Here is a 20,395-nt window from a genome sequence, read left to right on the forward strand (position 1 = left end):
CAAGGATGGATGGAGAATAATCTGCCTAAACTGTTTCATGATATGGGTTGTATCTCTTTTATTATGAACTGACTATAACAATTGATTGGCTTGCAACCTCTTTTGGCGGTTGTGAGATATTGTTTAAGTATAAACCTTGATGCGATAGGAATTTTTCTTCAAAACCTACATAATTGATAACTATATCGGCTCCCATTTTCGAAGCCTCATGGAAAGCTTGTACTGGACCTGCTAAGTCTAGCAGATGAACACCCTCGTTAATTAAAAAGTAAACATTGAGTCTTTTGTTTTTCGCCATGGTTTTTCCTAAATATTATTTATACAATTGTTAAGTCATATTTTTAACAATCCTAATTATTTTTTTACATATAATGATTATTAGTAATATATAGAAATGAAGAAGGGAAAAATAATAAAGCATCTATTGCCCTTTATTTTTTATAGTGAAATGATCCTAATCACTAGCCTCTTAATTCTTAGCTAAAACCTTATATCCTTATGCCTTTTTATACTAACTCATTATGTATATTAGCTGTTATCCATTATGATATATTCAATAGTCACAGTATTCCCGTCATTATATATTTTAAGTTTCGGCTCCATCATCTTAGTTCCATAATCGTAGACTATAAACTCAGGTTGAAATCTATCTACAGCTTGGCCAATATACACACACGCTGCATTCGAAGCACAGACTAGTAAATGAACTTTTTCTATGCCGTGTATTTCCTTCAAATTCGTAAATATTTTCTTAAGTTCATTAGCAAGTCTTTCACCTTCAATAGGATGTGCTATTGCTCCATTACCATATCCATAACTTTCAGGAGGATGTATATATATGACTGGTATTTCTGTTTTAGCTGTCTGATTTAAATACTCAATTGTTTTGTCTATCTTTGGAGCTAGGGCTGTTAATTTAACGCTAACAATGACCTCTGATTGATCTGAGTCAATCTTTGGCTCCTCTATGATGAATGCGTCTTCTCTAGGTTGCACGCCTGGCCACATCCAACTACTAGCATCTCTGTAACGCAGCATTGGCATTAATTTAGACTTATTGCCAAATTTCGCACCAAAACCTATTAAAGCAAAAGTTGGACCTAAAACAAATACTGCTGCACCAGACCCTTCAGTTCGATCATGAATTTTATTAACACATTTCTCTATATACCTTGAAGCATTCTCTTCAAAACTATTATCAGTATCCATTGATTCACTTGCACCAGAGTTTACATTAATAATATTATCTGATGCTCTATGTTCAAATACACTTAGGGACTTCGATATTGCCACTGAATTAGGTTTTTCTACATGCTGACTGTTTACACCCCAAGGAATAAAGAAAATATCAACTGGCGTATAATTTAAAGCATCAAGCAATTTATTGCTCAAGTAAATATGCTCTTCACGCATTTTGGTCAATACCGGTGTTGGATAATACGAGCTTGCAATCCTATCTACCAAGCGATGATGTACATCACATAACAATAAAACGTTACTGGGTTCATTAGACAATAGAGGTGATAGATATAGTGTTCCTCTTGGACCTTTAGTAGAGGATGCAGTGATATGAGCTAAATAGCCGTAGTTACCTTCATAACCTGTTAGGTCGTCTACATCTAAACGTTGACCACATCCTCTGAACATACATCTACCATGGCTATCATCCATGACTTTACGTATAGTATTAACTGTAAAGTCTTTACCTCTACCACCATCATTAGTTTTCAAGATTAGATCACTTACAAAATCTTTTAGCGATTCACTAGTTACAGGATATGAGCTTTGCAGACAATTAGACCATAGGGACATTACTTCAGCTTTGTCATTCAGATTTTTAGCTTCAAAAGCTTCAACCTCAGAAAGCCTGTATTCTATTTTCAATTGAAAATTTTGACTTAAATTCTGAATAAATATGTGATTTTCTTCGTCTAAAAAAGAAAACCTAAAAACATCAATTAACTCATCGTCATTGAACAGTAGTGTCATTAAGTTATAATAGCTTGCGTCTGAAAGAAAGCCAACATGATCCCATTGTAGTCCTGTACCTTTAAGATGGTCGAGATATTGTTTAGCTGAGTTAAGATCGGTAAATATAGTTTTGTTTAGGGCTTGATCAAGCGGGATCTGAGTTACCACAGATAGATTATTTGTAGTCATTATTTAATCGTCCAATTCAGTAGAAAAAGGTAAATAGCCTAAAAATATTTTAGAGTTTTGAGAGTAGGCAATCCAAAAGCCAATATGACTAGTACCAACGATGACGTACAAAATACGTTCCGATAAATATTTAGAACTAGTGAATTGACTTGCTAAATCATTTAAGTCCGTACTAGATGGATTGGGTTTTGGCTCAGGGTGTGTATGCCATAGCCCTAGAAGACCACCAAAACCTTTGGTATCTTTCCAATATTCTTTCAAAGCTTTATCGTGAGATTTGGAACGAAAGAAAGTGGTGCGAGTCCGCTTATCTCTGAACATGGGCGTCGTTAAGTCGTCTACTACTATGGTATGATTTTCTGGATAATAGCTACCTAATAATATACCGCCAGCTTCCTTTGATCTTGCTTGTGATTGTCTAAAACTGAACCAAGTAGCTATTACAGACTCTGATATTACGCCATCGTATGCTTTATCATTTTCTTTCCATACGATGCGGTTATTTAGGTACTGCAACATGAGCAACTTGCCACTTTAATAGTATTTAAAGACTGTGAGTAGTAACCACCATTTTGTAGAGCTTCTTCATGGCGCTTAGTAGCTTCTAAGCCATAGTCAATCGGCAACTTGTTGGTAGCGCACCATGACTGTAATCCAGTCTTGAGTTCGACCACGAACTCAGCCATTATTACAGCCGTTTTCATAGCATGGACTGAACTATATGCTGTGAATGCTCCAACACATCCAGTAATATTTTTTGATAAAACTATACCAGAAGGGTTACTAAACAAAATGGTCTTTATATAATTTGAAGGATTGCCCTCGTAATCATAGTAGAGACATTTTAAACAGCCATCCTCATTGCTTTTGAATCCTAGAATATGACCACTCAACCCATAAGCCTCTAGCCAACCAGATATAACATGAACGTTTCCCTCGTAAGTATATAAGCGGCGGCATACCTCTAGTTCTGTTGGAGGGTGACCAGTAGCTAGCACTATGGAATGAATTTTAGATAGCTGTTCATCATTCTGGCTATTAAGCCAATTTAAGATAGTAGTTTTGTAGATTACTACTTCTAACTCAGGTATGTTTTGTTGGAGACGATTTTTAAGAGCACTAACCTTTGATTGGTTGACATCTTGTATTCCAAGGTAATGCCGCATAATATTGTCGGTTTTCATATCATCATAATCAACCAGTACTAATTTATCGACGTCTGACTCAGCCAGTATCTCTGCAACTCTTGACCCAACTGAACCGCATCCGGCTATCACAACTGTTTTCTTATTTGAAGATTGAGGCTCAATGCCAGTACGATTAAGTAAATACTCGCGCCAACCGCGCTGTAAAGTTTGTACCTTAAAATTACGATATTTATTCGAAGCCATATCCTGATAGTAGGAGATAACCAAATAAGTATACATTTTAGACGTGGGTATCTCTAAGAGAACAGTTCTAAACTTACTTTTCTTATTTAAGCTGTCTAACTGTTCGGTACTGAAGTTTAAAGCTTGTTGTTCCCACCAGTATTCATTAAAGGATGTAAAAAGATTGGGAATAATAAAGTCTTGGATATCGGCTAAAGATATCTTAATTACCTTTATAGCAGTATAAGGGTTAGAGCTAGGGGCATATTGGCTATTGCCATCTACTAAATATTTAATGTGATGACACTGTGGTGTATTACGTTGTCTCGTAAAATTAATACACCATGCATATAAACTGTCAGACTGATTCGGATTATGTGTCGCAATAATAACAGGAGCATCCGATACGACTGTTTGATTATAACCATCGATCTCTTCATATAAGGCATCTCTGTTTCCAGCACTGTACGATTTAAGGGCATTCGTCAGAATGCCTATAGCCGTATATACAGCATATTTGAAGAGACCAAATAAGTCAGCGCTATCAAACATCTCACCTTGATGATCTGTGACACATATCAAGCCGTCGTTACCAACATGAGCTAACGCTGACAGGGTGCACGGAGCAACCGATACTGTCGGTAAAGATAGCCAACGCTTTTGATCAACATATTTGACTGATAAAGGGATTGTCTGGCCATGAATATCTAAATCAAAGCCGATGGCTATAAAACCATCCTTTTTATTCTCACTCTCAATGTTTTTGCCGCCAAGAGAGCGAATATAGTTTTTATAGCTTTGCTGTACGCCATCGCTAATTATCATGACATTACCTATGCTGATGTGCCAGTACTGACATATGGCGCTTGATTACTTTTTTTAGCTTTATCGGTTTTGGCTACTTCTGGAAAGTCGTCACCAAAACTTTTTCTCAGGGTCTTACTAGCCTCATGTGCGTCTGGCTCATCTATAGACGATTGTAAATTATCTCTTAATGATTCAAAACGCTCCTTGATAGTAGCCATATCGTCATCGTTGACAGATTTTAGCAAGTCACCACCTGGTGTTATAGGCAGATTAATGCTTAGACGACCAGAGTAATCAAAATTATTCAAGATAGTTTTGACCAAACTTAATAGAATTTCTCCATCATTTTTAACTTCTACTTCGGGCCCTAACCAATGATATGCTACCATGGTCAGCCCAATGCTATGAATCCCAACAGATTTGTGATGACGCCATCTCTTTAAGTAGCGTACGCATCTACGAAACTGTTTACGTTGATCAGAACCGTTATTTTCATAGGTATCATTACCTTTGTATAAGCCATTAATTATTGAATTGATACCTTCAGGATCCGCTGCCTGCCAAACTCGCTTATCTTCAGCTAACCCTTTTCTACCTTTAGCTAGATAGTATGTATCATCGTATGCATTGCTAGACTTAGCATAGATTGGCAAATCAACATGATAATCTGGTTTGCCATTTTTCATGTATGTCACTGTCACACATGAACGACTCACTTCTACAGTCCGGTTATTGTGTTTTATACAATCTGCGACTAACTCTTTTAATTCGACCGGTTTATAGTTTTCTTTATGGCAGTCAAGAAGCACGCCAACATCAATATCATAATCACCGTCTCTTATAGGTTGAATACCTGTATTTAAAGCATAGCTTCCTTGATTGAAGCTTCTTTCATACTGAGGATAACCATCGTCTTTTCTTTCCGCCAATTTACTCTTAAGCTTATCGATGATTAGGTCGCGTTTTTCACGTAGAAAACCATTTTCCTCGTAAGTGTCTAATTTAATAGCATTATGAAATTTTAAGAACTGTTTTTGTAAATCTGCCATATATATATTGCCTCTCAATTATTGTTAAGTTTTAATATTTACAGAATATACCAATACCCCACAAAAATTGATAGGTACAGAATATTTGCATACGACAATTAATGTCGCAACGACTCAATTTAACGCTGAAAAATATCCAACAATAGCTTAAAGTAGCTTTACCAGAGCAAATTACTAAGACATCGTCTTATCGGTCGTTATCTGGTAAGAGCGAGCCTTCTATATGGCAAATTACCATTCAGCATATTAAGCAATTAACATGTTAGCCATCTATGGCCGAAAATAAAGAAGTAAGTAGTCGATATATCTATATTGAACAGATTCAGCGAAGATCAGGTGTTCAATATAGCTTGTGACCGCTTAGCTCGTCTATTGCAATTGCAATCATATAGATTCACAAAGAGTTGTATAACGTATTCATCACCTTCAGGAAAAATTATATGGATATTAAAGCTTTACCCACTCCGAAGCAGTTCCTCAAAAACAGACGCCCTGAACAATTTTCTTCTTCTGAGGAAGTAGTTATAAATGAACTCGACAGAGTGCACCTTGAATACTATTTGTCTAATCTAAACACAAAAAGTAAAGAACTAGAATTCGAAACATTTGTAAAAGAGGTTTGTCAAAAAACTATTTGTCCAAACTTGCTTGAACAAACCGGTCCTGTGGCAGGTGGAGATGGCAAAACAGACACACAAACATTTCCAGTCTCTGAGCAAAATAAACTACTTTGGTATGTCGGTATCAACAGTAATGCCAATAATAAACGTTGGGCATTTGCGATTAGCACTCAAAAATCTTGGAAACCAAAATGTAAGAATGATGTGAGGAAGATTGTCGAGACTCAGCGTGGTTACACTCAAGTCTTCTGTATCACAAATCAGCTTACTAAAGCTGATCAGAGAAGCAAGCTTGAAGATGAGCTTTCAAGTCAATATGACATTCAAGTCTGTATCTTGGATCTTAGCTGGCTATTGGATGAGACTTATAAAAATAAGCTTGAACATATTGCTATTAATACTTTACAAATTCCAACTAATTTTAAAAGAGAGATTAGCTTCAGTCCTGAAGACTATAGCAAGAAGCAGAGGTTTGAGAAACTAGAGACTAAACTTAACGGTGAGATTAACCTGGATAAAATAACTTCTGAACAGGTTGATATTTTTCTAGAGGTTGCTAATTTAAGTAAGCAACTCGAAAACCCAGTATTACAGACACAGGGGTTGTATGACCGAGCCGTTAAAATAGCTCAAAGGTTTGGTACAACAAACCAAATATTTTATGCCTATTACAACTATGCCAGAGCTTCATACTACTGGTATGAAGATTTTAAAAGTTTCGAAAGTAACTTTAAGAGCGCGTACGAAACAATCACTGAATCTAGCAACTCTATTCTCTGGGCAGACTTTGTTACTTTATTAGTTATTCAGATTAGTCATCGATATAGAGATGAAGGACAAGATACTTATGCAGTTGATAATGTTACAAACCATACTGTTTCTCAGTTAAACGAGATTATTAAGGATAAAAGCCGACCTAGTAATGCTTTACAAGCAGAAATAGCTTTGACTCAACTACAGCTTATTCTGAACTTTGATAGTAAAGATAAAATGGAAGAAATCTTTCAAAGAATCCAGAAAGTATGCCAACAAGGTGAATATCTAATAGGGTTTCCATTTGAAAATATTTATGGGTATATTGATCAGTTAGATGACATATTTCATAGTTACCCAAATTATCAAGCGCTACAAGACTACCTAACTGAACAATCTATCAAACGTAACGGAGATGTAAAAACCAGCACGATAGCTCTTGAGCGTGGTATTAAGCAGGCAGAGAGAGGTAACTACTATAGAGCTATTCACTTGATTGGAAAGACTTTAGTAGGTTTAAATAAAGAAGAAGCACTTGAAGAGATGACTTACGCCAATATGGCATTATCGAGTATATATTCACAAGTCGATTTGCATTGGGCAGCAAGAGGAACTCTTTTAAACGCAGCTTCGTTGTTGACAAACTACTTTCATAAAAATAAAGTTATTCTTCCAATGGCAATAGAAGCATATTTTTCGCTAGCTTGGAACGAACTTACTCTTGGCCGTATTGCTCAATCATTAATATGGTTAAAAACTGGATTATGGAGCTCGCAAATTATTAATGATAAGTTTATAGATGAAGATAAGATTATCCTTCCCCAATAAGACACCGTTTATTGAATTGACAGAGGCAATTTCAACTAGTCTTGAAAGCTTCTTAGCTACTGCTCTGATAGATAATATTATTGCAAAAATACCTATCGTAAATATTGATATAGTCTCATTTGAAGATTCTGAAAACTTAATTTCTCATGAATGTATTGTTAATGATAGAGGAACAGTATTCGAAATATTGTGCCACCCTTTCTTATGGGAAGATCTAAACCAAAATAACAAACCTATTATAGGTGAATGGTTTATCTCCTTTATCGCTGATGTCATTGATAAATGTTTCATAATTAAAGATTCTAAAAGAACTTTAGAGAAGCTAATTACAGAGGATAAAGTTTTAACGCGGTCAATGATGTTTGAGACCTGTTTAGGAGCTATTTATAATATTTTGGGTAAAAATTCAAATAATGACTTACTTAAGAAATTGACTCAAGGTAATCGTTTCCCGTTACTGAGGAAAACCCCATGGGACTTAAGTTTCCCTAAACAGGATATTATAGCTACAGAACCAATAGAGTTAGGTGATCATGAAAATATGCCTGTGTTCGATATGGAGAAACATACTCATAAAGACATTGCAATAACAAAGCTAATCAGATCAGACTTGTGGGACTCAACAAGATGGGAGGGAGTTGGTTACATGGGATCGCCTGATGAACCTCCTTACATGTTCCTACTCTTTAAAGATAAAAAGAAGGGCTTGAGTATATTTGAGCACTTACTGAAACAATTGACACATGTAGACGTAGCCAAAAGATTTCGTGTATCAGTTATAAGGGGAATTGATAGAGAAAACCCTGCTCACTACCGTGTAGTTTTATCAGAGAATATTAAAAAAGAAAGTAATGCAAAGTTATTTACTATGATAGCTAGAATCCAAACAATGGAACCTAATAATGACTTAAGTTGGATGCAGTTTGAAGAATCGTACAGTAAGTTCAAAAGCTTTAGATTAGCGCCAGCCTATATGCTCAAAGGGAGTCAATATCCAGAAGTTGAGTTTGATTCTGCCATCAGTATAAAAGAAATTCATATCAAACAAGCTTGGGAAGTCGGTATTAATGATATTGAAAAAATAGCTATATACCCTGAAGATAATATTCTAGTGCCAGAAGGTATAGTTAATCCACCTTTTCAGAAAATATTAGAGTCAAAATAAGCTAGATCGCTCTAAATAGAAAATTCTTTATCTTACGACATAATAATAACCAAATAACCGATAGACTATTTGGTTATTATTACTGCTCATATAGTCAGTTCATAATAAAGGAGATACAACCCATATCATGAAACAGTTTAGGCAAATTATTCTCCATCCAGCCTTGGCGTAGAAACTTAGCTTGTGCCCATTTCTTTTCAATGGGATTAAGATCAGGGCTATAGGGTGGTAGCCAAAGGATACGATGACCATGCCTGTTAAGTAATTTTTGGATACGTCTGTTTTTATGAAACCGAGCGTTATCCATGACAATCACGCATTTAGTTTTAAGACTTGGAATTAGAGTGAACTTGCACCAGTCATAAAATATATGGCTGTTGATATTCTGTTCAAAGTAATCAAGCGCAAACAGCATCTTTTCATAAAGTGCGCCAATGATATTAGTGCGCTTTTTTGCTTGCCAGTTGTAGCTGTCGATACAGGGTTTTCCTATCGGTGCATAGCCGTAAGGTCTGATAGTTTCAGCTTCAAAGCCACTCTCATCCATATAAACAATGGGATAGCCTTGTTGTGTAAACCTATTAAGCTTACTCTGATACGCCGCTCTTTTTATCGGACAGGCTTTTGGATGCTCCAAGGTCTTTTTTTTGACTGATACTCAAACGCTTTAAGGCAATCTCAATACCCGATTTGCTACAGCCTAAACGTTGAGCTCGCTCGTACATATAATCGTCTGGATACTGTTCAACGTCTTTTAATAGAGCTTCATTAGGTATTTTACTGGGTGGCTTATTCCGAGATTGCTTGATGGTTGGGTTTTTCAGCCAGCGTTGTAATGCTGTTTTGCTCACGTTATAGAAAATACAAGCTTGACGGATAGTCATATCTTGGTTTTTGACGCTCTTAATCACTTGCGCTCGAAAATCTGCTGAGTAGGTCATGGATTCTTCTGCCACTTCGCTTATTTTAAAAGTATTGTATCTTATTTATAAAAGACTGACTATATTCTCACAAAGTCTCCAACTATCTATATATTGGCCCCTACGAATCTACTCTTAGCTTTCCTATAGACGATCTATTATTTGAAGACAGTGGGATTGATTCTTTAGTTATATCAATAGTAGATAAAAAAGATAGCGTATCTCATACTATCGAACAGGAAGCGACCTTTGAGTTTTGGAAACAGAATAAAACCACTAAAATCTGGTTTTTGCCATTTAGAAATTACGATGAAAAAACAGGTACAAGTGTAGGATACACAGTTTCAATTAATTAAAATTTTCGGTGGTATATCAAAAAATATACTAGGGGAATAAAGGAGAGTGACCGCCGAAGCAGAATTACCAATGTAAGGACTGCAAGCATCAGTTCATTGTCGATAACGCCTTAACCTATCACGGCTATCTTTTCAAAATAGAAAATATCATACGGCTAATGATGGTTAGAAGTTGTGATGTTAGGGACATTGCTGTTATGGTCTCAGTTAGTGTTGGTAAAGCGATAAGCAGCTATGCTCATCACTTTATAAGACTGCCCCTAAAAAATCCTAATCTGACTCAAACCGCATTGGGTGGTCGAACCCCTTTCGTTTGATCCCTCAGTATACTTTTGGAGATGCTACCTAAGTTTCACTGCATTTGCCAATCAAACGGCATTTGATGATGACCACGTAACGCCATCATTAGCGTCTGTTGCATCTGCGCCAATACTTCGTTGGTATACGGTATAGCAGGGACACCCCATACTGGATTTGGCCATTGCATGTCGTTCTGATAGCGAACGATATGATGGAAATGTAGCTGCGGTACTTGATTTCCCAGTGCTGCCACGTTCATTTTGTCGGCTTGAAAGGTCTTGGCCAGTTGGCTTGATAACCAGCTCGACTCACGTAAAAACTGCACTTGGTCTGCCTCAGACAGCTCATATAACTCTTTGATGCCTGATACTCGTGGCACCAATATCAACCAAGGAAACTGGCAATCATTAATTAGACGACAAGTCGATAAAGGGAAATCCCCCACTAAGAAACTATCAGCAGCAAGTTTATGATGAAGTTGGAACATAATGACGGTTCTCTTGTTATGACACTTGAATAAAAGGAAATGAATTAAAAACTTAATGGGTTATAGCCAGTTCAATATGAAAAAGATACGACAAATAAAGCATCCAGCTGGGATGATTTTTAGAGTGAATCGACTGTATAAAGATAATAGGCTAAATATAGAATGTCGCTATTTTATCAGTTATCCAGTTGATAAAATAGCACCATGACTGATTGCTTTGGAATGTTCGTTTGGCGTAGCATAGTTGACGCCTGTACCTGCTAAGCCGTTGCTTAGAACAAAGCAAAGCTAAACAGGCTCTGTCACCATATACTCACTAAAGTAGCGTAATAGCTCTTGGATCACAGTGACGCGCTGCTGCGGTGTTGCCAGTTTATCGGCATCTTGGTAACGAATACCAGAAGCACCATTCATACGATAGCGCTGACCATTGCTCTGAATCAGTTTAATAATCGCTAACGCATCAACGGGTGTATCAGGCGCAAATTCCAACGTCATACTATTACTATTGGCATCAATTTTATTAATCTTTAGCGGCTCGGCTTGTATACGCAGTCCGTGAATGGCAAAAAGCTGCTTGGTTTGATCGGGTAATATGCCAAAACGGTCAATCATTTCGGTACGGATATCAGTGAGCGCTTCTTTATCATCGGCATTACTGATACGTTTATAAAACAACAAACGCTGATGCACATCGTGTAAATACTCTTCTGGTATCAATGCCGAGCTATGCAGATTAATTTCGCTAGTCAGTGACAATGGCGTACTCAAATCAGGCTCTTTACCCGCTTTAATCGCTTTGGTCGCGCGCTCCAGCATGTCCATATATAAACTAAAGCCAATCGCTTGCATATTACCGCTTTGCTGCTTACCAAGTATCTCACCAGCCCCGCGAATCTCTAAATCTTCACTTGCCAGCATAAAACCTGCGCCCAGTGTATTAGCACGTTCAATGGCATGTAAGCGTCGCTTGGCATCACCTTTGAGACCTTTAATAGACGGCACAAGTAAGTAACAATACGCTTGATGATGGCTACGACCAACTCGACCACGCAGCTGATGCAATTGCGCTAAGCCAAACTTGTCAGCGCGCTCAATGATAATGGTATTGGCATTCGGCACATCAATACCGGTTTCAATAATAGTCGAGCATATCAGCACATTGAATTTTTTATGATAATACTGCTGCATTACTTGTTCAAGTTGGCGCTCTTGCATCTGTCCATGAGCCACACCTACTCGTGCTTCAGGAACCAGCTCGCGAATGGTCTCAGCCATACGCTCGATACTGGCAACATCGTTATGAAGCAAATACACCTGACCACCGCGTAGCAGCTCACGCAAGATAGCTTCTTTCATTAATGCTTCTGTTTTTTGCATGACAAAGGTTTTAATCGCCAGACGACGAGCAGGTGGCGTAGCAATAATCGACATATCACGCATACCGGAGAGCGCCATATTAAGCGTTCTAGGGATTGGTGTCGCTGTCATCGACATACTATCTACATCGGTCTGAATGGCCTTGATACGCTCCTTATGACGCACACCGAAGCGATGCTCTTCATCGACAATCATCAACCCCAAATTAGAAAACTTCACATCGGGCTGTAATAACTTATGAGTGCCGATAACAATATCAACTTTACCAGCCGTCAAGTCAGCCAATACCGTATCTTGATGCTTTTTACCGCCAAAACGCGACAGCGTTTCGACTCGTACCGGCCAATCAGCAAAGCGATCGCGAAAATTGTCTTCATGCTGACCTGCCAGCAAAGTCGTCGGTACCAATACCGCTACCTGATAGCCAGCACTAACCGCAATGAACGCAGCGCGCATAGCGACTTCAGTTTTACCAAAACCCACATCACCACATATAAGGCGATCCATTGGTTGGTTTTGCCTCATGTCCTCCATAACGGCATAGATAGCATTGGCTTGATCAGGTGTTTCTTCAAAAGCAAATTGACTGGCAAACAGCTCATACTGTGACGAGTCGATTTTAAAATGAATACCGACTTTAGCTTCACGCCTTGCTTGCATATTGAGCAGTTCAGCAGCGACATCATGAATTTGCTCCAAAGCTTTTTGCTTGGCTTTGTCCCATTTGCCGCTACCGATTTTATGCAATGGCGCAAGTGCAGGATCACCGCCACTATAACGGCTGATCATTTGTAAATTGGCGACTGGCACATAAATACTGGCATCATCAGCGTATTTCAAATGAATAAACTCTTGCTCGCCATCACCCACATCTAGTGTAATCAGACCATTATAGCGACCGATACCGTGCTCGATATGCACCACAGGGCTGCCTTCGGTTATCTCGGTGACGCTTTTAACCAAAAACTCTTCTGATACACCGCTTTGACGACGGCGACGCGTTTGCAGTACTTGCCGACCAAATAATTGTGTCTCACTAATCAATACCAAACGCTCAGGGACATATACCCCGCGTTCAATGGGTGCAACGGTTAGCCCAACCTGTGGTAGCTTTTTAGCATTAAGCCCAGTAGTTTTATCAGCTGCTAAAAATGCCTCAAAGCTATCATAAGCTTTGATGTCTATTTTACCTTTAAACAGCTCAATCAGAATCTCACGGCGACCTGCTGTTTCGGCAACGATTAATACTGGTGTCGCCGTTTGCGCTTGTAGCGCTAGAAATTCTAATAACTCTGTGAGAGGTTCAGCTTTTTGATGATTCACTGATAATTGCGGTGGCTCTAGCGCGCTTAACGTCACCAAGCCTTGCTGCTTATTTGCCGCAAGCGGCAGTTGTGGCTGTAAATCTGACTGTTGTCCAACCTCTAACAATGAATCATCGCTATCAATCGCAGCGACATCCGTCATGGTAGCCAGCTCATTGCGCGCACTGAGAATCACGCGTGGATAGTGATTGAGGTGCTCGTTTAAAGTATTTGATAATAAATACAACAATTCAGGGGCGACAATAGGCTTGTCAATATCATGACGACGCTCTTCATAACGGCGCTGAATCTGTGACCAATAATCTGCTTGCTTTTCGTTAATTAGCTCATCTGTTATAAATAGCGTATCACTTGGTAAATAGGCAAATAAACTACTCTCCGCCTCCCAATCCTTTAAATCAAAAAATAATGGTTGGTAGTATTCTAATCCGCTACTGGCGATACCTGCCATCACATCTTTATGCAGCTCAAACTTACGGCTGCTGGCACTAGGGAACATGGCAGCAAAGTTGGTGCGGAAAGTCTCACGCCCTTCATCGAGCGGAAACTCTTTCGCCGGTAGGATTTGAAATTGCTGGATAGGCTTTGAGATATCTGGCAGTTTATGCAGTAGCGATAGTGACTCTTTGCCCATACTACTGTCATTGCCGCTCATCATCGTTTTGAGGTCATCGACAGTCAGCGTCCGCTGGGTTTGCGGATTAAAGAAGCGAATGGTCTCGATTTCATCATCGAATAAATCTAGACGTAGCGGAAATGGCTGACCCATCGCAAAAATATCAATGATGCTACCGCGTACGGCAAATTCGCCCGGCTCAAAGACATTCTCAACTGCACGGTAACCTGCCTTTGCCAATAGACCACGTTGAGTGTTGATATCAAATCGATCACCCACACTCAAATCAAAATGCTGCCCAATCAGCCAACTTGGCGGGGCAACCCGATGCATCAAAGCTTGAACCGAGATGAGCAGCACCCCTGTCGTTGGCATATCGGTTAATAGATTGATACGCTCACTGACAATATCTTGATGCGGGGACAGCTCATCATAAGTCAACGTCTCCCAATCAGGGAACACATAAGCATCGACCCCACAAAATGCCAATTCCGTCTCTATCTGATTGAGCTGGTTTTGGTCACGGGTTACCACAACCTTCAAACGGTCAGCAACATTCCATAGCGGCGTTTGTACTAGACTTGCCAGCCATAAACTGCTGACAGCCCCATGCACAGGAGCCAGCCAACGCCGCTGGGCATTCTGGATAGGAAACAACTGCTGGTTAATCGGGTCAAAGGCGTCAGTCAAAGCAGTGATAGGCATAAAGGATAGGATCAACGTTAAGAGTCAGAAAGCTATTATACGAATATTTCAGCAATTACCAAAATTTATGCCGTAACGGTTTGTCACTTAGCATTTTTATTAAAAAACCAACAGCTAAATAGTTGATAGAACTCATATTCGTACATAAAGACAGGATGATTAAATGTAAAAACCTCAACGGTTAAGCTGAGGTTTTCGAGTTATATTCATTAAGCTGTTTTTAAATTATAAGCTGTTTTTAAATTAATGGCTTGTCGCTAGCGATAATGCCATTATTATCTGCGTAGACAAACATACCAGAGTTTAGTTTCAAATCACCAAAGCTAATTTCAATGTCCGTTTGGCCTTCATCGCGGCGATTTGATTTACGAGGAATACAACCAAGCGCCATGACACCGATGTCCATTGCTGCCATATCATCGACATCACGAACACAGCCGTACACCACAACCCCTGCCCAGTCATTATCAATCGCTGACTGCGCAATCATGTCACCCAACAGCGCGCAACGCATTGAGCCACCACCGTCGACCACCAATACTTTGCCATTACCGTCTTTGTCTTTGCCATCGCTGTTCAGTAATGATTTTACACGGCTATTGTCTTCAAAGCATTTCACCGTCACGATTTCACCGCAAAATCTGTCTTTGCCACCAAAACGATGAAACGACTTGCCTTCGATATTAGGCAGACATACCTGCGACTCAGGATTGGCATCCAATAAATCACAGGTCACAAAGTTCTCTTTATTCATCGTGGTTGATTCTGGCATCGTGTCTGACATGATCAGGCTCCCTAACTACTTATGATTGATTTTAACTTTTTTTGATATACTACTTAGGCTATTTTTTCACTCTGGTCATCGCCAGCATCTCCTTATTTTCGATAATATCAGTATGCTTAATTAGCGGTTCCGTACGGTATTTACTACGCTGATAAATATCATTGGCGCTCATCGCCATTGCACTAGCGACGCGTTTGGCAGAAATGGGATGCAATGATAAAGACTCTGACAATAACGGCGAGATAAGTTTAAAGGCTTTTTGACCAAGGCTTTCAAGCGGACGTCCCTTGTGTTTGCCAAGTAACAATGACGGACGAAAAATCACTAGTTGCGCAAAATCTAATGCGCTAATTGACTGCTCAGTTTCAGCCTTTACTCGATTGTACAGAAACCGACTGTCGATATCGGCATTCATTGAAGACAATAGAAAGAAATTTTCGACGCCTTTATCGCGGCATAGTTTGGCAAAGTTCATATTATAATCATGATCGACTTTTCGAAACGCTTCGTCACTGCCAGCCTGCTTTTTTGTGGTGCCGAGGCAACTAAAGGCATCTGTGGTTCGATCAACACCCACACTGACAAATATTTCGCTTAGATTGTCGAAGTCATTGACCTGATAAAAGCGCATACTGGCATTGATGTAGCGTGGCGGATGCCGTGCAATCACAATCAACGTGTCGTAAAGCTCACTCAACTGTTTGACAAGGTGTTCCCCCACCAATCCTGTCGCGCCAATCATAATTGCTTTTCGCTGCATACCTTATCCATTTATATAATGTTAGAAAATCCATGATTATGAGAAGACATATCCGTAAAGACAGATTGCTCCTATATCATACCTAAATTAACAGATAACTGAGCTCATTAAGCACAGTTTATTGTAAGAGATTTTGTCAGCGATAGGTATGACTTGGCAACTGACTTTGCTCTTAATAGCCTATTAAAGTAAAATATTAGCAAATAGTCTAACTACTTTGAGCATTAACCATCAAATATATTGTTCTAAGCGCAATAATTTGCTAAGATAACCGGCTTTACACGTCAACGCTGTTTAATTATTCCAAACAGTTCTGACGCTTGCGATGATCTATTGATATTAGATACCCTATTAATATCAGACATCGACATCATGTTTGGCGAGAGGCTGCTCGTCACCGATGATTGTTAAACCCATTATTGCAATCAACATTCATATTTTTATCTGTCTTTATCAAGGAGATACGCGTGGCTAATACTGCACAAGCTCGTAAACGCGCCCGTCAAAACACCAAACGTCGTCAGAACTCTGCGTCACAACGCTCTATGGTTCGTACTTACTTAAAACGTGTTGATGCGGCAATCGCAGCTAAAGATTATGACGCGGCTACCGAAGCTTACAAAAAAGCGGTACCGGTTCTTGATCGTATGGCTGACAAAGGTATTATTCATAAGAATAAAGCTGCTCGTCGTAAGAGCCGCCTAAACAAAACAATCAAAGGCCTTCAAGCTTAAGATTTGTTCTGTTTAGACCGTAAGCATAAAAAAACCTTGTCACTGGTTCTAATACCGGGGCAAGGTTTTTTTATGCTATTCTTATTTGTATATAGATATTTAGGAGAGGCTCAGTGGAATCAATGAATAAGCGTGCAATCGTGATCGGTGGTTCGTTAGCTGGGCTGTTTTCAGGGACACTATTACGCTCTATCGGCTGGCAAGTAGATATTTACGAGCGTTCTGCTCGTGATTTGGATAGCAGAGGCGGTGGTGTTGTTTTGCAAGCTGATGTCGTGACTGCTCTGAAAAAGGCGGGAATTGCGACAGACAAGCTAGGCGTCGATGCTCTTGAGCGCTATTATCTGCAAAAAAATGGCTCAATTGAAAAAATGGCCATGCGTCAGACGCTCACCTCTTGGAATATTCTCTATCGCTCGATGCGAAGACACTTTCCAGATAAGCATTATCATCAAGGTAAAGTATTAGCTCAGGTACAATCAAAAGGCGCTAAGGTAACAGCTGTTTTTGTTGATGGCTCTTGTGAAACTGGAGATTTATTGATTGGTGCTGACGGGCCAAATTCAACTGTGCGCCAACAGCTTTTGCCCACTTATGAGCCTCAATATGCAGGTTACGTGGCTTATAGAGGTTTGATCGACGAAGCTGACTTAGCGCCAGAAGTGGCTAAGATATTTACTGAACGGTTTGTATTTTATGATTTTCCAAACTCGCATATTTTGGCCTACGTCATTCCTGGTGAAAACGAATCGCTGGTTCCAGGAAAACGCCGATTTAACTGGGTTTGGTACGTTAACTATGATGAGAAAACGGAGTTAGCTCATATACTTACCGACAAAAATAGTAAATGTAGAATGCATTCTGTGCCACCAGGAATGATGTCGCCTGCTGTTGATCGAGCAATGCGAAGCTACGCAGATCTTGTACTCGCTGATCCTTTCAAAAAATTAGTAGCCGCGACTAAAGAGCCTTTTGTACAGTCGATTTTAGACTTAACAGTGCCGCAGATGGCTTTCGATAGAATGGCACTGATAGGAGATGCCGCTTTTATTCCTCGGCCTCATACAGCAGCGGGTACAGCAAAAGCAGCAGCAAACGCTATTTCGTTGGCAGAGGCACTCGTTGACCATAGTCATAACGTTCCTAAAGCCTTACAGGCATGGGAGAGCAACCAGCTATCACATGGCATGCAATTATGGAAACATGGTCGCAGTGTGGGTGATCGTTCTCAGTTTTCTTATGGTAAAAGTCGAACAGAGGGATAGAAAATAAAATTCAACTGATGAGATGAATGGGTCAAGTTTATGCTTAATAAGCATAAAACTCCTTAAAAAATTAAGTCCACTTCACTTTTGGTGGCAGCAATAATTTGCTAGGATGAAAGCCGGCAGCACGGTAACCGTCTAACAGCGTACTAACAGGACGAATATAAACCTCACCACGCCAGACAAAATAAGCATTCGCCTGATCAAAAGGCTTGTCATCGAACCATAAAAACACCCCTTCCATCATCTTAGGCCAATCATTCCAATCGATTTCGGTCACATCAAGCATTACCGCCAAAAAAGCTGATAACAAAGTATCATGACTAACAGCGAGCATTAAATGCCCATGCTGCGGCTGATGTTGATAAAAGAGCGATAAAATATCGAGACCACCTTGATAGGCATTTTTGGTGCCTTCAAGATTGCCTTGCAAAAAACGGTTGATAAAGTTCAATACGCCAATTTCTTTGAACACTGGATTGGCAATTTCAGGCTCGGTGACGAGACTACCCGGCTCCACCAGCAATGATTGATGAGCAATATGACGCTGTAATCCCGCCCCTTCTTGCATCAATTGTGCTGTGTCAATGCAGCGCCCAATCGGACTGGAGATGCTATCAACATCGAGCGAATACGGCAGATGTCCTGCTAGCCAACGTCCCCAAGACTTAGCCAATATGCGACCTTTAGGCGTGAGCGGCAACTGATAACTGGCAAAACCGTTACCATCAGAACGCTCGCGTAGAGAATGCCTAGTAAATAAAATCAGTCGCTTATTATCAGGTAATAAGCTGACCGAAGAGATCATACTATCAGGTAAGTGTGACGGCGCAGGCGCACTTGGCGTGTGACTCGCAAGCTTATCTGCGGATAGTTTTGACTGGGTATTAATAGGATATTTACTCATGCTAGCAAGCCTAGCAGATTTTTTATCAGGAATGAACAAAATATAAATCCAGTTGCAATATAAGCAGCGATAATGAACGGACTTTTAAGACCAATAATAAATGATAGACTATTTCAGGATGAGCTAAGCCACTGCTAGCGATCCAACGTATTTATATGAAAAACGGCTCAACCAATATCAATGACTTTATCCCAAGCAAAGGCTAATGCTGTACTACTCACCTCATTTGGGTAAGCGCGTGGATTGACAATCACTCGGGTATTACCAATACGATAGTCAAATGCTTCGTGCGTATGTCCATGCACCCACAGCGTGGGCGCCCAAGTTTCATGCATCCAGCCAGATAAATCACTGACGAACGCTGCATTACTGGGTAGGCTGGCATACTTCTCAGACACTGATAACGCACTGATGCTATGATGACTCATCACTATCGTTTTTTTGCCCAGTGTTTTCGCGGTTATCAAGGCTTGTTGTAACCATTGACGCTGCTCAGCATGCAATTGCATAGACAGCTCAGGTGAGAATAGCTGATCACCAGCATATATTTGCGTATAGTCCCGCATAAAGCGTTTAGCAGCGACCATAGTGTCCTCATTCGCTTGGTACTGATAATCAGTCCACAGCGTACACCCTAAGATGCGTACTTCTCCGATGTCAACATGCTGACACTGGAGCACGCGCATGCCTTTGGCTGAGGTTTCATCGTAATTGTCCCATGTTGCCAATTTCTGATCGAAATTTAGCACATCTTCTTTGAAATACTCATGATTTCCCGCGATGGTAATAAGCGGTACCTGTAAACGTGCAGCTTGCTCTTGTAGCCACGGCATGCCGCTATCACTATTAGCGGTGTCACCAGCGACCAATACAATGTCTGCATCGGTCTTGGGAATATGCCCCATCGGATGCAATTGCCGGGCATAGCTGTCAATGTGTAAGTCACTTAATATCTGTAATTTCATATTATCCAACATCATTTAGTGGCGTTATTATTAAAAATCTAATTAGCGATAAACGCTCATAATAGTAATATTCATATTTAGTTAGATGAACATTTTTGATATGGCCATTATATTTTAGAAAGGTTGTAAGCATAAATTT

The 20,395-nt window shown here is 39.7% G+C and carries 17 protein-coding genes; 4 read left to right on the top strand and 13 right to left on the bottom strand.

Features of this window, described 5'->3' with window-relative positions; all coding sequences use genetic code 11:
- Positions 1 to 61: 61 nt before the first annotated feature.
- The 5 genes from J5X94_RS03205 to J5X94_RS03225 all read right to left on the bottom strand — a co-directional run bounded on the left by J5X94_RS03205 (position 62) and on the right by J5X94_RS03225 (position 5,386).
- Positions 62 to 298, bottom strand: a complete 237-nt coding sequence (locus tag J5X94_RS03205) for a hypothetical protein (RefSeq protein ID WP_210540066.1) — start codon at positions 296 to 298, stop codon at positions 62 to 64.
- A 230-nt stretch (positions 299 to 528) separates the two neighbouring features.
- Positions 529 to 2,160, bottom strand: coding sequence for an SAVED domain-containing protein (locus J5X94_RS03210; RefSeq protein WP_210540069.1), 1,632 nt, complete (start codon positions 2,158 to 2,160; stop codon positions 529 to 531).
- Between the two features lie 3 nt (positions 2,161 to 2,163).
- Positions 2,164 to 2,679 (bottom strand): Mov34/MPN/PAD-1 family protein, encoded by a 516-nt coding sequence (locus J5X94_RS03215; RefSeq protein WP_210540071.1) that lies wholly within the window; start codon positions 2,677 to 2,679, stop codon positions 2,164 to 2,166.
- On the bottom strand, positions 2,664 to 4,355 hold the full coding sequence (locus J5X94_RS03220; protein WP_210540074.1) for a ThiF family adenylyltransferase: 1,692 nt from the start codon (positions 4,353 to 4,355) through the stop codon (positions 2,664 to 2,666). The genes J5X94_RS03215 and J5X94_RS03220 overlap by 16 nt, the downstream gene beginning before the upstream one ends.
- An 8-nt stretch (positions 4,356 to 4,363) precedes the next feature.
- Positions 4,364 to 5,386: a nucleotidyltransferase gene (locus J5X94_RS03225; protein WP_210540075.1), complete on the bottom strand. Its 1,023-nt coding sequence runs from the start codon at positions 5,384 to 5,386 to the stop codon at positions 4,364 to 4,366.
- A 440-nt stretch (positions 5,387 to 5,826) separates the two neighbouring features.
- Here J5X94_RS03225 and J5X94_RS03230 point away from each other — a divergent pair, with 440 nt between their 5' ends.
- Positions 5,827 to 7,587, top strand: coding sequence for a hypothetical protein (locus J5X94_RS03230; RefSeq protein WP_210540076.1), 1,761 nt, complete (start codon positions 5,827 to 5,829; stop codon positions 7,585 to 7,587).
- On the top strand, positions 7,559 to 8,752 hold the full coding sequence (locus tag J5X94_RS03235) for a hypothetical protein (protein ID WP_210540078.1): 1,194 nt from the start codon (positions 7,559 to 7,561) through the stop codon (positions 8,750 to 8,752). Before J5X94_RS03230 ends, J5X94_RS03235 begins: the two co-directional genes overlap by 29 nt.
- 94 nt (positions 8,753 to 8,846) lie before the next feature.
- On the opposite strand, the gene J5X94_RS13880 is transcribed toward J5X94_RS03235, so the two are convergent.
- The 6 genes from J5X94_RS13880 to J5X94_RS03260 form a co-directional block, all read right to left on the bottom strand.
- Positions 8,847 to 9,389 (bottom strand): IS630 family transposase, encoded by a 543-nt coding sequence (locus tag J5X94_RS13880; protein WP_228293137.1) that lies wholly within the window; start codon positions 9,387 to 9,389, stop codon positions 8,847 to 8,849.
- Complete coding sequence (locus J5X94_RS13885; RefSeq protein ID WP_228293138.1) at positions 9,340 to 9,693, bottom strand: IS630 transposase-related protein; 354 nt, start codon at positions 9,691 to 9,693, stop codon at positions 9,340 to 9,342. The genes J5X94_RS13880 and J5X94_RS13885 overlap by 50 nt, the downstream gene beginning before the upstream one ends.
- A 687-nt stretch (positions 9,694 to 10,380) precedes the next feature.
- Complete coding sequence (locus J5X94_RS03245) at positions 10,381 to 10,815, bottom strand: HIT domain-containing protein (protein WP_189580711.1); 435 nt, start codon at positions 10,813 to 10,815, stop codon at positions 10,381 to 10,383.
- A 288-nt stretch (positions 10,816 to 11,103) separates the two neighbouring features.
- Complete coding sequence (gene mfd, locus J5X94_RS03250; protein ID WP_210540080.1) at positions 11,104 to 14,841, bottom strand: transcription-repair coupling factor; 3,738 nt, start codon at positions 14,839 to 14,841, stop codon at positions 11,104 to 11,106.
- Positions 14,842 to 15,079: 238 nt separating this feature from the next.
- Complete coding sequence (gene rraA, locus J5X94_RS03255) at positions 15,080 to 15,595, bottom strand: ribonuclease E activity regulator RraA (RefSeq protein ID WP_228293164.1); 516 nt, start codon at positions 15,593 to 15,595, stop codon at positions 15,080 to 15,082.
- Between the two features lie 88 nt (positions 15,596 to 15,683).
- On the bottom strand, positions 15,684 to 16,385 hold the full coding sequence (locus tag J5X94_RS03260; RefSeq protein ID WP_210540082.1) for an NAD-dependent epimerase/dehydratase family protein: 702 nt from the start codon (positions 16,383 to 16,385) through the stop codon (positions 15,684 to 15,686).
- A gap of 467 nt (positions 16,386 to 16,852) precedes the next feature.
- Here J5X94_RS03260 and rpsT point away from each other — a divergent pair, with 467 nt between their 5' ends.
- Together rpsT and J5X94_RS03270 are read left to right on the top strand one after the other, a co-directional pair.
- Positions 16,853 to 17,119, top strand: coding sequence for a 30S ribosomal protein S20 (gene rpsT / locus J5X94_RS03265; protein WP_010200097.1), 267 nt, complete (start codon positions 16,853 to 16,855; stop codon positions 17,117 to 17,119).
- Between the two features lie 122 nt (positions 17,120 to 17,241).
- On the top strand, positions 17,242 to 18,384 hold the full coding sequence (locus tag J5X94_RS03270) for an FAD binding domain-containing protein (RefSeq protein WP_210540521.1): 1,143 nt from the start codon (positions 17,242 to 17,244) through the stop codon (positions 18,382 to 18,384).
- Positions 18,385 to 18,454: 70 nt separating this feature from the next.
- Here J5X94_RS03270 and J5X94_RS03275 read toward each other — a convergent pair whose 3' ends face one another.
- Positions 18,455 to 19,291: a histidine phosphatase family protein gene (locus J5X94_RS03275; protein ID WP_210540084.1), complete on the bottom strand. Its 837-nt coding sequence runs from the start codon at positions 19,289 to 19,291 to the stop codon at positions 18,455 to 18,457.
- A 167-nt stretch (positions 19,292 to 19,458) separates the two neighbouring features.
- Positions 19,459 to 20,256 carry a metallophosphoesterase gene (locus J5X94_RS03280; protein WP_228293139.1) on the bottom strand — a complete coding sequence of 266 codons (798 nt, stop codon included), beginning with the start codon at positions 20,254 to 20,256 and terminating at the stop codon, positions 19,459 to 19,461.
- Positions 20,257 to 20,395 lie beyond the last annotated feature (139 nt).

This window comes from Psychrobacter sp. K31L, from assembly GCF_017942195.1.
Lineage (GTDB): Bacteria > Pseudomonadota > Gammaproteobacteria > Pseudomonadales > Moraxellaceae > Psychrobacter > Psychrobacter glaciei.